The following is a 16133-nucleotide window of genomic DNA, read 5'->3' on the forward strand; positions in this document are numbered from 1 at the left end:
GTTGGGGATAACGCCACACTGTTCCAGAGAAAAATCTGATATATCCGCCCTAGCCGGGGATTTCCCCCGCATGCGCAAGGATTTCCTCGGCCTCGCGGATTTCCTGTTGCTGGGCCCACATTTCCGAATACAGCCCGTCCTGTGCCAGCAAATCCTGATGGCGGCCACGTTCGGCCACCTGCCCATCGCGCAGGACAATGATTTCATCGGCATCGATCACGGTGGAAAGCCTGTGCGCAATCACAAGGGTCGTGTGACCCCGCGATACATCACGCAGGGCCTGCTGAATGTCCTTTTCCGTTCTGGTATCAAGGGCCGATGTTGCCTCGTCAAAGATCATGATTTTTGGACGTTTCAGCAACATGCGCGCAATCGACACACGTTGCTTTTCCCCACCCGAAAGTTTCAGACCGCGTTCACCCACCATGGTTTTGAACCCGTCGGGAAGACCGGCGACAAAACCGTCGATGCTGGCAAGTTTGGCAGCATTTTCGATTTCTTCCTGCGCGGCACCGGGGCGGCCATAGGAAATGTTATAGGCGATGGTATCGTTAAACAGCACGGTGTCCTGGGGTACGATGCCGATTTCCTGACGCAGTGAATTTTGCGTCACATCGCGGATATCCTGACCGTCAACCGTGATCCGCCCGCCCGATACGTCATAGAAACGGAACATCAGACGCGTCAGCGTCGATTTCCCTGCCCCGCTTGGCCCGACCACGGCGACGGTTTTACCCGCTGGCACCTCAAAGCTGACACCCTTAAGGATCTTTCGATCCGGGTTGTAGGAAAAATGAACATCCTCGAACCGGATCGCTGCATCCTTGCAGGCAAGTGCATTTGCGCCCGGCTTGTCTTCGACTTCCTTGTCGACATCAAGCAACGAGAACATGCGTTCCATATCGGTCAGCGACTGTTTGATCTGGCGATAGACAAAGCCAAGGAAGTTCAGCGGCATATAAAGTTGCAGCAAATAGGTATTCACCAGCACAAAGTCGCCCACCGTCATGGTGCCGTCTTTGACCCCCTGGGCTGCCAGCAACATATTCAGAACAAGACCGACCGCAATGATCGCACCCTGCCCGACATTGAGCTTGGAAAGCGAAACCTGTGACTGGACTGCTGCAATCTCATAGCCCCGCAATGCGGCGTCATACCGCTTTGATTCGTGGGCTTCGTTATTGAAATATTTAACCGTCTCGTAATTGATCAGACTGTCGATCGCCTTGGTATTGGCTTCGTCATCGCGCTTGTTCATTTCACGGCGGAACTTCATCCGCCATTCGGTCACCACCAGCGTAAAGACGATATAGATCACGATGGTGACAAAGGTGATCAGCGCAAACCAGACATCATAAAGCGCCCACAGGATCACCGAAACCATGACGATTTCAAGCAGGGTCGGCAGGATATTGAACAGCATGAAGGACAACAGGAATTCAATACCCTTGACCCCGCGTTCAATCGCACGTGACAGCCCGCCCATCTGACGGTCCAGATGAAAGCGCAGCGACAATCCATGAAGATGTTCAAAAACACCAAGGGCCGATGTGCGAATGGCCCGCTGGGCCACCTTGGCAAAGATCGCATCGCGCATTTCGCCGAATGCCGCCACCAGAATACGCACAAGGCCATAACCGACAATCAGCGCAACTGGCACAACGATCAGTGATGTACCATCCGTCCCGCCCGACTGCGCTGCTGATTGCGCGGCATCACCGGCCTTTTCCCCGCCGCCCAGCGCATCGACCGCGTATTTGTATAATACCGGAATGTAAACGTTTGCGACCTTGGCCCCGACAAGAAACAGCAAGGCCAGAACAACCCGCGCCTTAAGTTCAACTTCGCCGCGTGGCCACAAATAGGGCAGAAATGTTTTGATAACGCCAAACTCCGCGCGCGCGGTTGGCTGATCGGAACCCATATTTTTCAAATTCTTATCCCCAAACAGGTACCGGACAGCATGGCGGGATGCGCACGGTATGTCTTTTCATTCTGTCCCAAACAGATGGACCGGAATGCCCGCTTTGGCAAGCACGCATGGACGTTTATCCACTTAAGATCATTGCGAACTGCGGGTTTGATGTCTATTTTGCCAATTTGTTGATAAAATCTCAAAACGGCGGGTTTGACGCAGGTACGATCAAACCGCTTTCTAGGAACGGAACCAGGATCATGACGGCGCTTGCCAGTATCGAAAGTCAGGACATCGCGACGCTTATGCGCGAAATGGGCATCAATGCCCGCACCGCTGCACTCGAACTTGCACAGGTCCCGTCAGAACCAAAAGTAGCCGCCCTGAAAGCCGCCGCCGCAAAGCTGCGCGAAAATGCCGCTGTCATTCTTGAAGCCAATGCCAAGGATATGGAAGCCGGCCGTGCAAAGGGCCTTACGGCTGCTCTTCTGGACCGTCTTGCCCTTGACGAAGCCCGGATCGAAGGCATTGCATCGGGTGTCGAAGCGGTCGCAGATCTTCCTGATCCCGTCGGTCGTGAACTGGCCCGCTGGAGCCCGGAACATAACGGGCTTGATATCGCACGCGTCTCGGTACCGCTTGGCGTGATTGGCATCATTTATGAAAGCCGCCCGAACGTTACCGCCGATGCCGGTGCGATGTGCATCAAATCAGGCAATGCCGCGATCCTGCGCGGCGGGTCGGAAAGCTTCAACTCGTCGCGCGCGATCTTTGATTGCATGAAAGCCGGCATCATCGAGGCTGGCCTGCCCGAACATGCAATCCAGATGATCCCGGTGACCGATCGTGCCGCGGTTGGCGAAATGCTGAAATTGTCGGACTATATCGATGTCATCGTTCCGCGCGGGGGCAAGTCGCTTATTTCGCGCATTACCGATGAAAGCCGCATTCCGCTGTTCAAACATCTTGAAGGGCTGTGCCACACCTATGTCCATGCCAGTGCCGACCCGCAAAAGGCCGTGGACATCGTGGTCAATGCCAAGATGCGCCGTGTGGGTATCTGTGGTGCGACCGAAACCGTCCTGATTGACAGTTCGGTTGCCGGGCGTCTGTTGCCCCGTATTGCCGAGGCGCTGGTTGCCAAGGGCTGTGAGTTGCGCGGTGATGAAACCGCACAGGCGATTGATGGCCGCATCAAACCGGCGACGGCGGATGACTGGGTCACAGAATATCTTGATGCGATTGTCTCGATCAAGGTCGTCTCGGGTGTTGATGAAGCCGTCAATCACATCAACACATACGGTTCGCACCATACCGATGCGATCATTGCCGAAAACGCCACCGCCACCGCGACCTTCCTCAACGGGGTTGATTCGGGGATCGTGATTGTCAATGCATCGACCCAGTTTGCCGATGGCGGCGAATTTGGCATGGGGGCAGAAATCGGCATTTCGACCGGCAAGCTTCATGCACGCGGTCCGGTCGGAGTCGAACAGCTGACCAGCTATAAATACATCGTGCGCGGTCAGGGTCAGACCCGTCCATGAGCGTCCCTGCGCCAAGATCGCATGTCGCACCAAAACGCGTCGGATTGCTGGGCGGGTCGTTCAACCCCGCCCATGAAGGGCACCTTCATATATCGCTCGAAGCGTTGAAACGCCTGCAATTGGACGCGGTTTGGTGGCTGGTATCCCCGCAGAACCCGCTCAAGTCCAGAACCGGTATGGCCGACCTTGCCGATCGCTTTGATTCTGCACTGATGATGGCAAAGCATCCCCGCATTGTTGTTTCTGCAATTGAAACCGAGCTTGGAACCCGCTATACGGCCGACACTCTTGCAGCCTTGCAGCGTCGTTTTACCCAAACACGGTTCGTTTGGCTGATGGGAGCAGACAACCTGGCCCAGTTCCATAAATGGAAATGGTGGGACAGGTTGATTTTACGTGCTCCCATTGCGGTTATCGACCGTGAGGGGTATTCTAACAAGGCATTGTCCGGAACCGCCGCGCGCCGTATGGAACGCTGGCGTATTCCCATGGACAGGGCGGGTTTGCTGGCCGATCTTGATGTTCCGGCCTGGGTATACCTGCCGATCAAGCGCCATCCGGCCTCTTCGACCGCAATTCGCGCCGAAGGCAGATGGCAGGTGTAAGCAACACGGAGAGGTGCGTTTCGGGTTATCCGACCATCCCGTGGAAAGTTAAGGTGGCGACCATAGGTACCGCAAAACAAACTCTGAAGCCGGGCGAAATGCTTGCGCTGATCCAGAGATCGCTCGAAGACGACAAGGCAGAAGACCTTGTCACCATTGATCTGACCGATAAAACCTCCCTTGCCGATCATATGATCATTGCATCCGGCTCGTCATCACGTCGTGTGGCAGCCATGGCAGAACATATTGTCGAAGCAATCAAGGATGCCGGTCAGGGCCGTGCCCAGGCAGAGGGCAAGGAACAGGGTGACTGGGTTCTGGTTGATACCGGCGATGTCATCGTTCATCTGTTCCGTCCGGAAGTTCGCGCCTTCTACAACATCGAAGAGATGTGGGGCGTTGAAAACCCGGCTCTGAAACAGCAGGCAGCGCGGCTGTATTAACAGCCCGCGCTGTGTGGCGCCTGCCGGTTGCGGGCGTCACTGAACAGATATCTGCATAACGGTCTGGATCTGAGACATGCAAATTACCCTTGCTGCGGTCGGGCGGATGAAAGCCGGCCCCGAAAAAGATCTGTTTGACCATTATGCAGCCCGGCTGCGCTGGCCCTTTGCCGTACGCGAAGTCGAAGAAAAGAAAAAACTCCCCCCCAATCAGCTCAAAGACCGCGAAGCAGAATTGCTGCTTGGCGCCATACCCGACAACGCGTTCCTGATTGCCCTTGATGAACGCGGCAAGGAATATGGTTCGATCGAGTTTGCCCAAAAACTCGAAGGCTGGATGGATCAGTATGCCGGCAATATCGCCTTTGCCATTGGCGGGGCAGACGGACATGGCGCGGCCCTTAAATCCCGCGCCAATACGCTATGGTCACTCGGCAAGGCGACCTGGCCGCATATGCTGGTGCGCGCACTGATCGCCGAACAGCTGTTCCGCGCACATGCTATCCAGACCAACCACCCCTATCACCGCGAATAAAATATCGGGTGCACTGCACCCCCTGTCCTGACGACCTTTTCGTTCAGATCGCAACGGATGACCGAGTGAAGAAATCGCTTCTCTCGTTTTTCGTGCATGTTGCCTTGCAACATATCGCCATTCCCGCTAACATTTTCATGAAAAGAAAAAAACATTCCCAATATCAAAAATACTCTTGGGTAGTGGCGAGGCTTTGAAAATGGAACAAACCGTCTTTTCGGCAGATCAGGCCGCCGATGACGCGCGCAATGGTGGTGCATCCGACGCACAGGTCCGGGATCTGATGCGCGGCATTTCAGCTGCCCTTGATTACATTCAGCATCTTCTGGAATTTGCCAATACGGCCGGCGAAAGCCAGGACAGTCTGATGCGCGAGATTGATGTCCGATCAAACAATTTGCGGGCCGGGCTTGATGAAACCCGCCGTGAAATTGCCAACAGCACCGACGTTGCCCACGAAGTTCAAAACACCACCCGATCAACTGTTGCCAGCAAGACCGACGCCATCCGCACCGATCTTGAACGCATCAGCGCCGAACTTGAAACCAAGGCCGAAGGCGCCAACAAGGTTCTGGGCGCGATCGAGGATATCGGCAAGGGCATCAAACTTCTGGCGCTCAATGCTGCCATCGAAGCGGCCCGGGCCGGGGATCACGGGCGGGGCTTTGCCGTTGTCGCCAAGGAAGTCGGCAATCTGGCCCAAAGCACCATGCAACGCACCAACGAGGCGGTCGATCTGATTGACCTGTCGGAAGTCACACAGGCATTGCGCAAAAGCATGGCCAATATCGGCAGCGACCTTGACAGTCTGGGCAGCGAGATCGAAGCATCCCTTGCCACGCTTCAGGAACGGTTTGCCAATATGTCCGAACGGCTTTCGGACATTTCCGAACATAACCAGGTGGTGTTTGAATTGCTGTCGGGCAGCAAGGACGCATCGGCCCGCACCCGCAACAAGGTGACCTGGGCGCGGACCGATACCAGGACACTGGCCACCACATTGGCCGATGCCGGAACAGCCCAGCAAAAACTTGCAGGCTTTTTGAAAACCAACCACCTGCATGATGACCCGACCTTTGACCGGCTGGCTGATATCAAGGCGCGCGGAAAAATCCGCATTGCCATCGAACCGGCCTTTGTCGGGTTGTCATTCCGCCTTAGACCCGGGGATCCGTTGCGCGGACTGGATGCGGACTATGCGCGCGCATTGGCAAAATGGCTTGGTGTGGAATGTGAATTTGTTGAACATCCTTGGGATTTGCTGACCGAACTTCTGTTTGTCGGCACCAAACCGGGCAGCCCCACCGCCGATGTGGTCTGGAGCGCCCTGCCACCAAGTGAGTTTTACAAAGGTGTCGCCTATTCAGATACTTATACCTATTTGAATTTTGCGCTATGTCGCCGGGCTGGCAATACAAGCATCAACCGCCTTGCCGATCTTGATGGCAAGGTTCTTGGCATCATCAATGATCCGGTGGCCTTTACCGTCCTTGAAGAACAGGGCCTGCGCTGGGCGGAAAATGAAAACAAACCCGGCGGTATCGCCAGACTGTCCAACCTGATCGCCTATAGCGACCAGACCCGCCTGCATGATGCCCTGGCCGACGGGGCCGTTGATGCCTTTGCGGTGGATCAGCCGATTTTCCACTGGGCCGCCAACAACCCCGAAAGCCCTTGGCACGGTCGGATCGAAGTTCTCCCGGGCAGTATTCTGCCCTTGCCTTACTATTATACCGCGGCGGTCGCGGCCGATCCGTCATCATATAACCTGCTTGCCGCGATCAATGAATTCATCGCCGGGTTCCGCGCCACACCGGAACGGGCCGCCATTGAAAAACTGTGGCAGGGACAGGCCATCAATCATCATCTGACCTACAAGGATGAAGCCGGCAATCTGATCGGCGCGGACGAACTCGAAACCCTTTATCACGCCCACTGCCGCAAACACGGCATCCGGATTGACGCATAAGGCAACATGATCACGGCATCGTCGGGCGTTCAGTCCGGACGATGCCGTGATCAACCCGCAAAAACCCTAAAACAGATCACCACCGTCACAGATCCTGTTTCGCAAATTCATAATATGCTGCCTTGCAACATAACTCGCCCGACGGTAGTGTTTCCCTAAAAGAAATAATTATTCCCAATTCAACGGGTAGTGGTGAGGCTTGAAGTATGGAAGAGACCATTCTGGCACCGCGTGATGACAGCATCACGCAAGATGATCACGTTTCGACACTCCAGCAACATGATGCATCCGACCTGGCAAAGGATGCAGAAACCGAAGAAAAATCCGCGGCAAGTTCAAATGATCTGGCCCCGCTGATGCGCGGGATATCTTCGGCACTGGATTATATCGAACATCTTTTGACATTCGCCAATACGGCGGGCGAAAGCCAGGACAGCCTGATGCGCGAAATTGATGTCCGGTCCAATAACCTTCGTACCGGCCTTGATCAGACCAAACGCGAAATTGACGAAAGTACCGCGACCGCCAGCACGGTTCAGGATGCCACCCGCACCACCGTTTCATCCAAGACCGATGCCATTCGAAGCGATCTTGAAAAGATCAGCCAGGACCTTGAAACCAAGGCCGAAGGTGCAACCAAGGTGCTGAGTGCAATCGAAGATATCGGCAAGGGCATCAAGCTTCTGGCGCTCAATGCCACGATCGAGGCGGCGCGCGCAGGCGAACACGGGCGCGGTTTCGCCGTCGTCGCAAAGGAAGTCGGCAATCTGGCCCAAAGCACCATGCAGCGCACCAACGAGGCGGTCGATCTGATTGACCTGTCTGACGTAACCCGGTCCTTGCGCGAAAGCATGGCAAATATCGGAAGCGACCTTGACAGTCTTGGCAGCGAAATCGAAGAAGCCCTTGGCGGGCTTAAGGATCGTTTTGCGGCGATGTCGGGCCGCCTTGACCATATCAGCGGCCATAATCAGGTTGTTTTTGAACTGCTTGATGCCAGCAAGGAATCATCGGCACGCACCCGCAGCAAGGTTTCCTGGGCCACCGGCGAAATTGGCAACCTGTCGGCCTGCACCACCGATGAAACCGCGATCAGCGCCAAGCTTTCGCAGTTTTTGCGCAGCAATCATATCCATGATGACCCGGCCTATGACCGGCTGGCAGATATCAAGTCACGCGGCAAAATCCGGATCGCGATTGATCCGGCACTGGTCGGCGCATCATTCCGCCCCCAAAAGAGTGGCCCGCTTCACGGCATTGATATCGACTATGCCCACGCCTTTGCCAAATCGATCGGTGTTGCCTGCGAATTTGTCGAACATCCCTGGGATTTGCTGACCGAATTGCTGTTTGCCGGCAAAAAGGCCGGGCAACCGCCCGCCGATGTTGTGTGGTGTGCATTGCCACCGAGCGACTTTTACAAGGGTGTCGCGTTTTCAGATACCTACACCTATCTGAACTTTTCTCTGATCCGGCGACCGGAAAACACATCGATCAATACGATCGCCGATCTCGAAGGCAAGGTTCTTGGAACGGTCAATGACCCGGCCGCACTTGCGGTTCTTGAAGATGTCGGATTGCGCTGGGCCGATAATGAAAACAAGCCCGGCGGCATTGCCAAACTGTCGAACATGATTGCCTATGGCGATATTTCGCGGGTTCATGATGCGGTTGCCACCGGTGCGATTGATGCCTTTGCCGGCGACCATCCGGTCTTTCACTGGGCATCAAGCAACCCGCAAAGCCCGTGGCACGGGCGGCTTGAAGTCCTGCCCAAGCCGATCCTGCCCCATCCGTTTTTCTATGTCGCGGCCGTCGCGGCCGACCCGGCTTCCTATACGCTGTTATGCGCGATCAATGATTTCATTGCCCGGTTCCGCACCACCCCGGAACGGGCCGCGATTGAAAAGCTGTGGCAGGGTGAGGCCATAAATCATCACCTGACTTACAAGGACGAAGCCGGCAATCTGATCGGAGCCGACGAACTTGCCAACAGCTATCAGGCCCATTGTCGGAAATTCAACATCGACCCGGCGAAATAAGGCGGGTCCCCATACAACACGCTGGCGCGATGACGGTATCGGCACTATCATCGCGCCATGGCAACAAACAAAAAATCCCTGCGACAACAACGCATTCTGCGTGAACTTGACCATGAACCGTCCCTGCGGATCATTGATCTGGCAGACCGTCTTTCCGTGTCGACAGAAACCATCCGGCGCGACTTTGACGAACTGACCCAACAGGGATTGATCAACCGCACCTATGGCGGGGCGGTGCGTCGCCAGTCAAGCGAACCGGGACTTAATGAACGCCACAAACTTCATATCGCCGAACGTGAACTGATTGCCCGCCACGCCATGCCTGTATTGGCCGGGACCCGCCATATCATGATCGGATCGGGTGCGACCACGGTCCATGTAGCCAAACGGTTGGCCGTAACCATGAATGACCTGACGGTCATCACCCATTCATTCGGCGTGGCAACGGTTCTTGCCATCAACCCGACCATCCGGGTCATTATGGCACCGGGCCTTTATCACGCCCAGGAAGGCGCGATGCATGGTGCGCAAACCATCCGGTTTCTTGAAAATTATCGGGTGGAATGGGCGATCCTTGGCGCCAGCGGCCTTGATGAAGATGGTGCAAGCGACGCCCTGATCGAAGCATCCGAAGTCTATGCCGTCATGATGGAACGGGCGACACGGTCCATGATCGTTGCCGATCATACCAAATTCAATCAGGCCTTCCCGGCGCGCTATTGCGACTGGGGAAATGTCGATATCCTGATCAGTGATCAGACACCGCCCGGATCCCTTGGCGAGACCATCCACGATACCGGTTGCCTGATCAAGGCCGGCTGACTGCCAAGTGCTGATTGCTGAGGGCCGATCACCCCAACCGACTAACCACAAGCACGCAGGGATTTTCCAAGCGCCTCGATAAAGAAATCGACTTCTGATCGTTTCAGGCACAGGGGCGGGCGAATTTTCAAGGTTTGCCCGTATTTTCCCGCCGCTCCGATCAGAACACGGTGACGGCGCATGGCATTGATGACATCGGCCACCAGTTGACCGCTTGGTCGGGTCGGGTCACCGTCTTCTGACAGATCCACCCCCAAAAACAGCCCCGCCCCGCGTATATCACTGATCCGGCCATCCAGTTCGGCCAGATGCTGCAACCCTTCGCGCAAATAGGCCCCGCAAACCGCGGCATTGTTCTGAAGATTTTCATCACGGATGACATCAAGCACCGCAAGCCCCGTGGCCGCGGCAACCGGGCTTGCGGCAAAGGTATTGAAATAGCCGACATCCTCGCAAAATGCGGCCAGCATTTCGGGCCTTACCGCGATCCCGGCCATCGGAAAACCATTGCCCATCGGTTTGCCCATACTGACGATATCAGGGGCGACGTCATGACGTTCAAATCCCCAAAACGCGTCCCCGGTCCGGGCAAATCCGGGCTGGACCTCATCGGCGATGAACACACCGCCTGCACGGTGAATAACCGCGACAGCCAGTCGCAAGAACCCCTTGGGATTGGAAAAGACCCCGTCACTTGAAAAGATGCTGTCGACAATCAGGGCCGCCACCCCGTGCCCGCGCTCCTTCAGGGTGATCGCAGCCGAATGCACCGCATCTGCAAACCCGGCGGCAATATTGTCGCCATAGGCATGCTTGCCCGGTGGCGCGATGGCGATCACATGATCGGGCAAACCACCACGCTTGATTGCCGATGGCGATATCTCGGTCACAGCCGCCGTATTCCCGTGATAGGCACTTTCCGTCACGATGATGCCACGCGCCTTGGCCGCACGTTGCGCAATCCGGATGGCAAGGTCATTGGCCTCGCTACCGCTACAGGTCAGGACGATGTTTTCCAGATGGTCGGGAAATGTCGCCTTAAGGCGATCAAGATAGGCTTCAACTGTCTGATGCAAATAACGACTGTTGATATTCAGCCGGGCGGCCTGATTGGCCATGGCACTGACCACTTTGGGATGGCAATGCCCGACCGAAGGCACATTGTTATAAAAGTCCAGATAGTTGGTGCCATCGGCCGCTGTCATCCAGCATCCCGATGCCGACACCATTTCGATCGGGTCGCGATAAAACAGTACGGAGGCCGCCCCGACATTGCGCAACCGGCGCCCCAAAAGATCGCTTTGGGGGCTGTCTTTTTTTTCCGGGCCATGATTGTCAAAGGCATTCATATCCAGAATGGGGCGCGCCTTGGTCATTACGCCCCCTCTGCTACAAGATAGCTTTGCGCCATGGCAATGGTGCCGTCGGTAAAACCGGTTCCCATTTCCCGGGCGGTCGGCGTTTCGGGATGGCTGGCAATCCAGGCCGTCAGCAACAACCGTCTAAGCATCACAAAACTGTCGAGCATCGCACAATCGGCATCGGAAAACGGCGCAATCGTGCGATATCCCTCTATCCAGGCTTCCTTAAGGGCCGGAACAATCGGGTCCAGTTCGATAAAGCTGATGGCCGCGGCAAAGTCATAACCAAACCAGCCAAACCCGCAGTCATCAAAATCAATAACGCCAAGCCGGTCCCCATCGACCAGAAGATTGGCCAGCCGCAGATCGGCATGGATCAGACCAAACCGGTCATTGCCCATGCCAAACGTCATAAGCTTCTGATCCAGATGCTGGCAAACGCGCGTCAGCACCGCCAGACCGGCCCCATCAAGACCCGGTGCGGCACGCCAGTCCCCCCAATGCGGGGTCGCGCCAAGGGTCGTGTCAAAGGTCCAGCTTTTGCGCACAAAATTGACCGACCGTGCCCATTGCCGCGCATGCCCGTGCAGGCGCGCACTGATCGCGCCCAGCTTGAAAAAACCGTCCACCAGCGCATCATCCGCAGATGGTTCATCGCCTTGCATGAAATCAAAAGCAACAACATGGCGACCAACCCCGTCCTGATCAAACTCGGCAACCAGTGATCCGTCACTGCGCATGCGCGGCTTGGGTGTATCGACCACCTCGGCAGCGCGAAGGGCATTGATCCAGGCCAGCTCAGACTCGATTTCAGACCGTGTGTGATATCCGGGGCGATGAACCCGCAAAATCAGCCGTGCGCCCGTTTTCGGGTCTGTCGCCAAAAACGTCGCATTCTCTGACACGGTCAAAAGCCTGACATCGGCATCCCCGCCCATGCCCCACCCCGGCAGAACCGAAATCGCACCGTCACGCAGGCGGCCAATCAGTTCGTCATCATATATTCCGCCCAATGCAGCCTCCCCTTTTGTGCTGTTCCGGTCCCCGGCTCACCTGTTGGCCTGTACCCGATCCAACAATCTTTAACCTACCGTCATCCAGCCACGGCGCGACCACCGGCATCACTGACATCACCCGCGTCCGCCGCATCGTTGCGTTCCGCCATGTCCCGGCATGCCCCTTCATGTCGCCGCCCTGACTTTGCCGGCCCCTGGCCTTTGGTCGTCCTTACCGGCCATGGCAGCAGGTTCTCCTCGAACTGACGGGCTTTAACTGGCGGGCTTTAACTGGCGGGCTTTAACTGGCGGGCTTTCTGATAAGCCGTCCGAAACTGTGTTCGGTGAATAGTGCGCCTTAAAATGTGTAACTTGCAACATTTTTTGTTGCATCACGGAAAAAATCGCCCAATCATCAAGAAAACACTTCGCAACGCACAATCAGGGTAGCGCCACACCATCCCCGTCGGGGTATCGGACATTGGCACCTTCACGAAAGGATCCACCATGCTGACTTCAATTTCGGGAAAAACTGTCATCGTCACGGGGGGCTCCAAAGGGATCGGCAAGGGCATCGCCAACGTCTTTGCCAAACAGGGGGCCAAAGTCATGATTGCGGCCCGCACAGAAAAGGATGCGGCCATCGCAGTTGGCGAAATTACGGGTTCTGGCGGGACGGCCGATATGGTTTTGTGTGATGTGTCGAACTGGGATCAGGTCGCCGGGATGGCGGAATATACCGCCAAGACGTTTGGCGGCATTGATATCCTGTGCGCCAATGCCGGAATTTTCCCGCAAGTCAAAATGATCGATATGACGGCAGATGACTGGGACCAGGTCATGGCCACCAACCTTAAAAGCAGCTTTCTGTGCGTTAAGGCCTGCATCCCCTATTTCGAAAAAGCGGGCAAGGGACGGGTTGTGATTACCTCATCGATCACAGGCCCCGTAACCGGTTATCCCGGCTGGTCGCATTATGGCGCGTCCAAGGCCGGACAACTTGGCTTTATCCGCACCGCGGCAATGGAACTGTCGCGCTATAACACGACGATCAATGCCGTCATGCCCGGCAATATCATGACCGAAGGCCTTGCCGACCTTGGTCAGGACTATCTGGACTCAATGGCCAGTTCAATCCCGCTCAAACGTCTGGGCAGCGTCGAAGACATCGCCAATGCGGCCCTGTTCTTTGCCTCGGACGAAGCGGCCTATATCACCGGGCAATCCATCATCGTTGACGGCGGCCAAATCCTTCCGGAATCGCTTGATGCCTTGGGCGAGATTTAATCGCCTGCCTGTGCCCAGCCAGAAGTCAAAAACGCGCTGACCAATGTCAGCGCGTTTTCATTTTCGGTTCAGATATCATGCAATCCATACTGGCTGCGCACCACGCCGGAATTATAGCGTTCTGATGCCAGCAACCGTGGTTTGATGCCACCGGCGTCACGCCCGAACAATGATATGCCGTCCCCCAGAACCTCCGGGATCGTAAAGATATCCAGCTGATCGGCAAAGCCGCCAAACAGGAACTGTGTGACCACACTTCCGCCGCCAACAACCCAGATGTCGCCATCGCCATTGCGGCTGTCGCGAAGCTGATCGACAAGTTCGATGATGCTGCCGCCATAGGCCTCGGTATTGGCCGGGCGGTCTTGCGGAAGATCGCGTGATGTCAGAACGATGGTGCGACGGGCCTCATAGGGCCAATCGCCAAATTCCATCACCTGATCAAAGGTGTTTCTGCCAATGATCAGCGTGCCTACGGAGTCCAGAAAATCATCAAAGCCGAATTCGGCCGGATCATATTCATCCAGCCAATCCACCGCACCATTGGTGCGCGCTATGAAGCCATCCAGACTGACCGCGATGTATATGCGGAACAGCTTTTTGCTCATGTCTAGGTCCAACCTTTGGTGGGGTCTTTGCCCCTTGTTTGCTCGCGCAGATCATAACAGATCCCCAACCAAAGGTCGCAAGAAACACATTTCACCAACCGGAAGTGAAATGACTATAACACCCAAGACGTTGATTTAAATCGCGTTTTATCAATGTTGTAACATCAACATTCAACCACGTTGACATTGACGGCAAGGCCACCCTGACTGGTTTCCTTGTACTTGCTTTGCATGTCGAGTCCCGTCTGGCGCATGGTTTCAATCACACGATCCAGCGACACGGTATGCTGCCCGTCGCCACGCATTGCCAGACGCGCGGCATTGATTGCCTTGACCGCGCCCATGGTGTTGCGTTCGATGCATGGTACCTGCACCAGACCGCCAATCGGATCGCATGTCAGGCCAAGATTATGCTCCATCCCGATTTCGGCGGCATTTTCAACCTGTTCGGGCGTGCCGCCCAGAACCGCACAAAGCGCGCCTGCGGCCATTGAACAGGCAACACCGACCTCGCCCTGACAACCGACTTCGGCCGCCGAGATGGATGCGCGTTTTTTATAGATCGACCCAATTGCTGCCGCGGTCAGAAGAAATTCGCGAATTTTGGTCTGACTGACATTCGACCCGAACCGTTCGTAATACCGAAGCACGGCCGGAATGACGCCAGCCGCACCATTGGTCGGTGCGGTCACAACACGTCCGCCGGCGGCATTTTCCTCGTTCACGGCAAGGGCATAAAGATTGACCCAGTCAATCACGGTCAGCGGGTCGCGAAGGCCCGCTTCGGGTTTTTCGGTCAATTCATGATAAAGCTTTGATGCCCGGCGTTTGACATTCAACCCGCCGGGCAAAATGCCATCGGTTTTGCATCCGCGATCAATGCAATCCATCATTGCCCGATGAACACGATCGACAAATTCGTATGTTTCGTCCGGGCTGCGCCAGCTTTGTTCATTGGCCATCATGATTTCGGCAATCGATGCACCTTCGCGTTTGCAAATGGCCATCAATTCATCGGCCGATGAAAACGGATGGGGCAGCGTGATGTTATCGCCGGAATATTCCGCCCCGCGATCATCGCCAGACACGATGAACCCGCCACCGACCGAGAAATATTCCTGTTCATGAATTTTCACGCCATCGCGGTCAAATGCGGTGATCCGCATGCCATTGGGATGCTGTGGCAGGGTTTCGGTAAAGTGAAACACCAGATTGGTTTCACGATTGAAATCAACCGGATGCTTGCCATAAAGCTGCAATTGCGCGCTGCTGTCGATGGCCTGCACGGTTGGCGCGACATCATCGGGGTCCACACTGCGCGGCCGATGGCCCGAAAGCCCCATGATTACGGCCGTATCGGTGGCGTGTCCCTTGCCGGTCAGGGCAAGCGATCCGTAAAGATCGACCACAACACTGCCCGCCTTGGTCAAAAGATTGCGGGCATCAAGTTCAAGACAAAACCTGTATCCGGCGCGCATTGGTCCGACGGTATGCGAACTCGATGGTCCGATCCCGATGGTATAAAGATCAACAACAGAAAGGTTTACGTCTTGCACAGAACCGTCCTGCGATCCCGAACGGGGACCGGTGGCGGGATTGGTGGTCATAAGGGCCTCCTTCACGGCTCTTGAACGCGCGAAAATCGCGCCGTTTACGAACCGGTGTCTTGCCCCCTCTGTCCCTTGACCTGAGATTGTGCGCCCATGGGTCGAAAACAACATCAACCCACAGGTTTTCATCCTTCGGTGGAAGCCGGTTGTCATACATGTTTGATCTGTATGCGTGCCGAATTCTCTCTCCAGAGCCTCTATCCGCGACGGTCCATCTGCCTGAGAGTTTTATGGGGCTATTGCTCCTTCGGCGCCGGTTATGCGGGTAACCGGGCTCTCCCGTCGTGGTGCGAGACGCCATTTCTGCCGCCTCTGAGGATCACCGTTGGGGGCAGATTATCTGTGTCTGATACCCCTGTCAAAAAGCAGCTTTGCACCTGCAAAAAATTCCAGG

Annotated in this window: 13 protein-coding genes and 1 riboswitch; of the genes, 8 read left to right on the forward strand and 5 right to left on the reverse strand. The window is 55.8% G+C overall.

What is annotated here, in order from left to right:
• Positions 1-49: 49 nt before the first annotated feature.
• Positions 50-1924 (reverse strand): ABCB family ABC transporter ATP-binding protein/permease, encoded by a 1875-nt coding sequence (locus SIB88_RS19870; RefSeq protein ID WP_101247223.1) that lies wholly within the window; start codon positions 1922-1924, stop codon positions 50-52.
• Positions 1925-2175: 251 nt separating this feature from the next.
• Here SIB88_RS19870 and SIB88_RS19875 point away from each other — a divergent pair, with 251 nt between their 5' ends.
• From SIB88_RS19875 to SIB88_RS19905, 7 genes are all read left to right on the forward strand, one after another.
• Positions 2176-3462, forward strand: a complete 1287-nt coding sequence (locus SIB88_RS19875) for a glutamate-5-semialdehyde dehydrogenase (protein ID WP_412558903.1) — start codon at positions 2176-2178, stop codon at positions 3460-3462.
• The gene (locus tag SIB88_RS19880) at positions 3459-4067 is read left to right on the forward strand and encodes a nicotinate-nucleotide adenylyltransferase (RefSeq protein WP_068519811.1); all 609 of its coding nucleotides are present in this window, start codon (positions 3459-3461) and stop codon (positions 4065-4067) included. The genes SIB88_RS19875 and SIB88_RS19880 overlap by 4 nt, the downstream gene beginning before the upstream one ends.
• A 53-nt stretch (positions 4068-4120) precedes the next feature.
• Positions 4121-4510: a ribosome silencing factor gene (gene rsfS / locus SIB88_RS19885; protein ID WP_412558904.1), complete on the forward strand. Its 390-nt coding sequence runs from the start codon at positions 4121-4123 to the stop codon at positions 4508-4510.
• A 76-nt stretch (positions 4511-4586) separates the two neighbouring features.
• On the forward strand, positions 4587-5045 hold the full coding sequence (gene rlmH, locus SIB88_RS19890) for a 23S rRNA (pseudouridine(1915)-N(3))-methyltransferase RlmH (RefSeq protein WP_068519813.1): 459 nt from the start codon (positions 4587-4589) through the stop codon (positions 5043-5045).
• A 199-nt stretch (positions 5046-5244) separates the two neighbouring features.
• Positions 5245-7014: a methyl-accepting chemotaxis protein gene (locus tag SIB88_RS19895; protein WP_412558905.1), complete on the forward strand. Its 1770-nt coding sequence runs from the start codon at positions 5245-5247 to the stop codon at positions 7012-7014.
• Positions 7015-7220: 206 nt separating this feature from the next.
• Entirely contained in the window at positions 7221-9056 is a 1836-nt protein-coding gene (locus SIB88_RS19900; protein ID WP_412558906.1) for a methyl-accepting chemotaxis protein, read from the forward strand.
• Between the two features lie 57 nt (positions 9057-9113).
• A complete protein-coding gene (locus tag SIB88_RS19905) occupies positions 9114-9878 on the forward strand; it encodes a DeoR/GlpR family DNA-binding transcription regulator (protein WP_250280469.1) in 765 nt (254 codons plus the stop codon).
• 41 nt (positions 9879-9919) lie between these two features.
• On the opposite strand, the gene SIB88_RS19910 is transcribed toward SIB88_RS19905, so the two are convergent.
• Together SIB88_RS19910 and SIB88_RS19915 are read right to left on the reverse strand one after the other, a co-directional pair.
• Positions 9920-11254 (reverse strand): aspartate aminotransferase family protein, encoded by a 1335-nt coding sequence (locus tag SIB88_RS19910; RefSeq protein WP_412558907.1) that lies wholly within the window; start codon positions 11252-11254, stop codon positions 9920-9922.
• Complete coding sequence (locus SIB88_RS19915; protein ID WP_412558908.1) at positions 11254-12252, reverse strand: phosphotransferase enzyme family protein; 999 nt, start codon at positions 12250-12252, stop codon at positions 11254-11256. Before SIB88_RS19915 ends, SIB88_RS19910 begins: the two co-directional genes overlap by 1 nt.
• Before the next feature lie 489 nt (positions 12253-12741).
• Between SIB88_RS19915 and fabG the strand changes: the two genes are divergently transcribed.
• Positions 12742-13521: a 3-oxoacyl-ACP reductase FabG gene (gene fabG, locus SIB88_RS19920; protein ID WP_412558909.1), complete on the forward strand. Its 780-nt coding sequence runs from the start codon at positions 12742-12744 to the stop codon at positions 13519-13521.
• 68 nt (positions 13522-13589) lie between these two features.
• On the opposite strand, the gene SIB88_RS19925 is transcribed toward fabG, so the two are convergent.
• Together SIB88_RS19925 and SIB88_RS19930 are read right to left on the reverse strand one after the other, a co-directional pair.
• Positions 13590-14129: a dihydrofolate reductase family protein gene (locus SIB88_RS19925; protein ID WP_068519822.1), complete on the reverse strand. Its 540-nt coding sequence runs from the start codon at positions 14127-14129 to the stop codon at positions 13590-13592.
• Between the two features lie 164 nt (positions 14130-14293).
• Positions 14294-15736, reverse strand: coding sequence for an L-serine ammonia-lyase (locus SIB88_RS19930; RefSeq protein ID WP_101247230.1), 1443 nt, complete (start codon positions 15734-15736; stop codon positions 14294-14296).
• A 200-nt stretch (positions 15737-15936) separates the two neighbouring features.
• Positions 15937-16031: riboswitch (glycine riboswitch) on the reverse strand.
• Between the last annotated feature and the right edge of the window lie 102 nt (positions 16032-16133).

Source organism: Thalassospira sp. MIT121401, from assembly GCF_047125595.1.
GTDB lineage: Bacteria > Pseudomonadota > Alphaproteobacteria > Rhodospirillales > Thalassospiraceae > Thalassospira > Thalassospira povalilytica.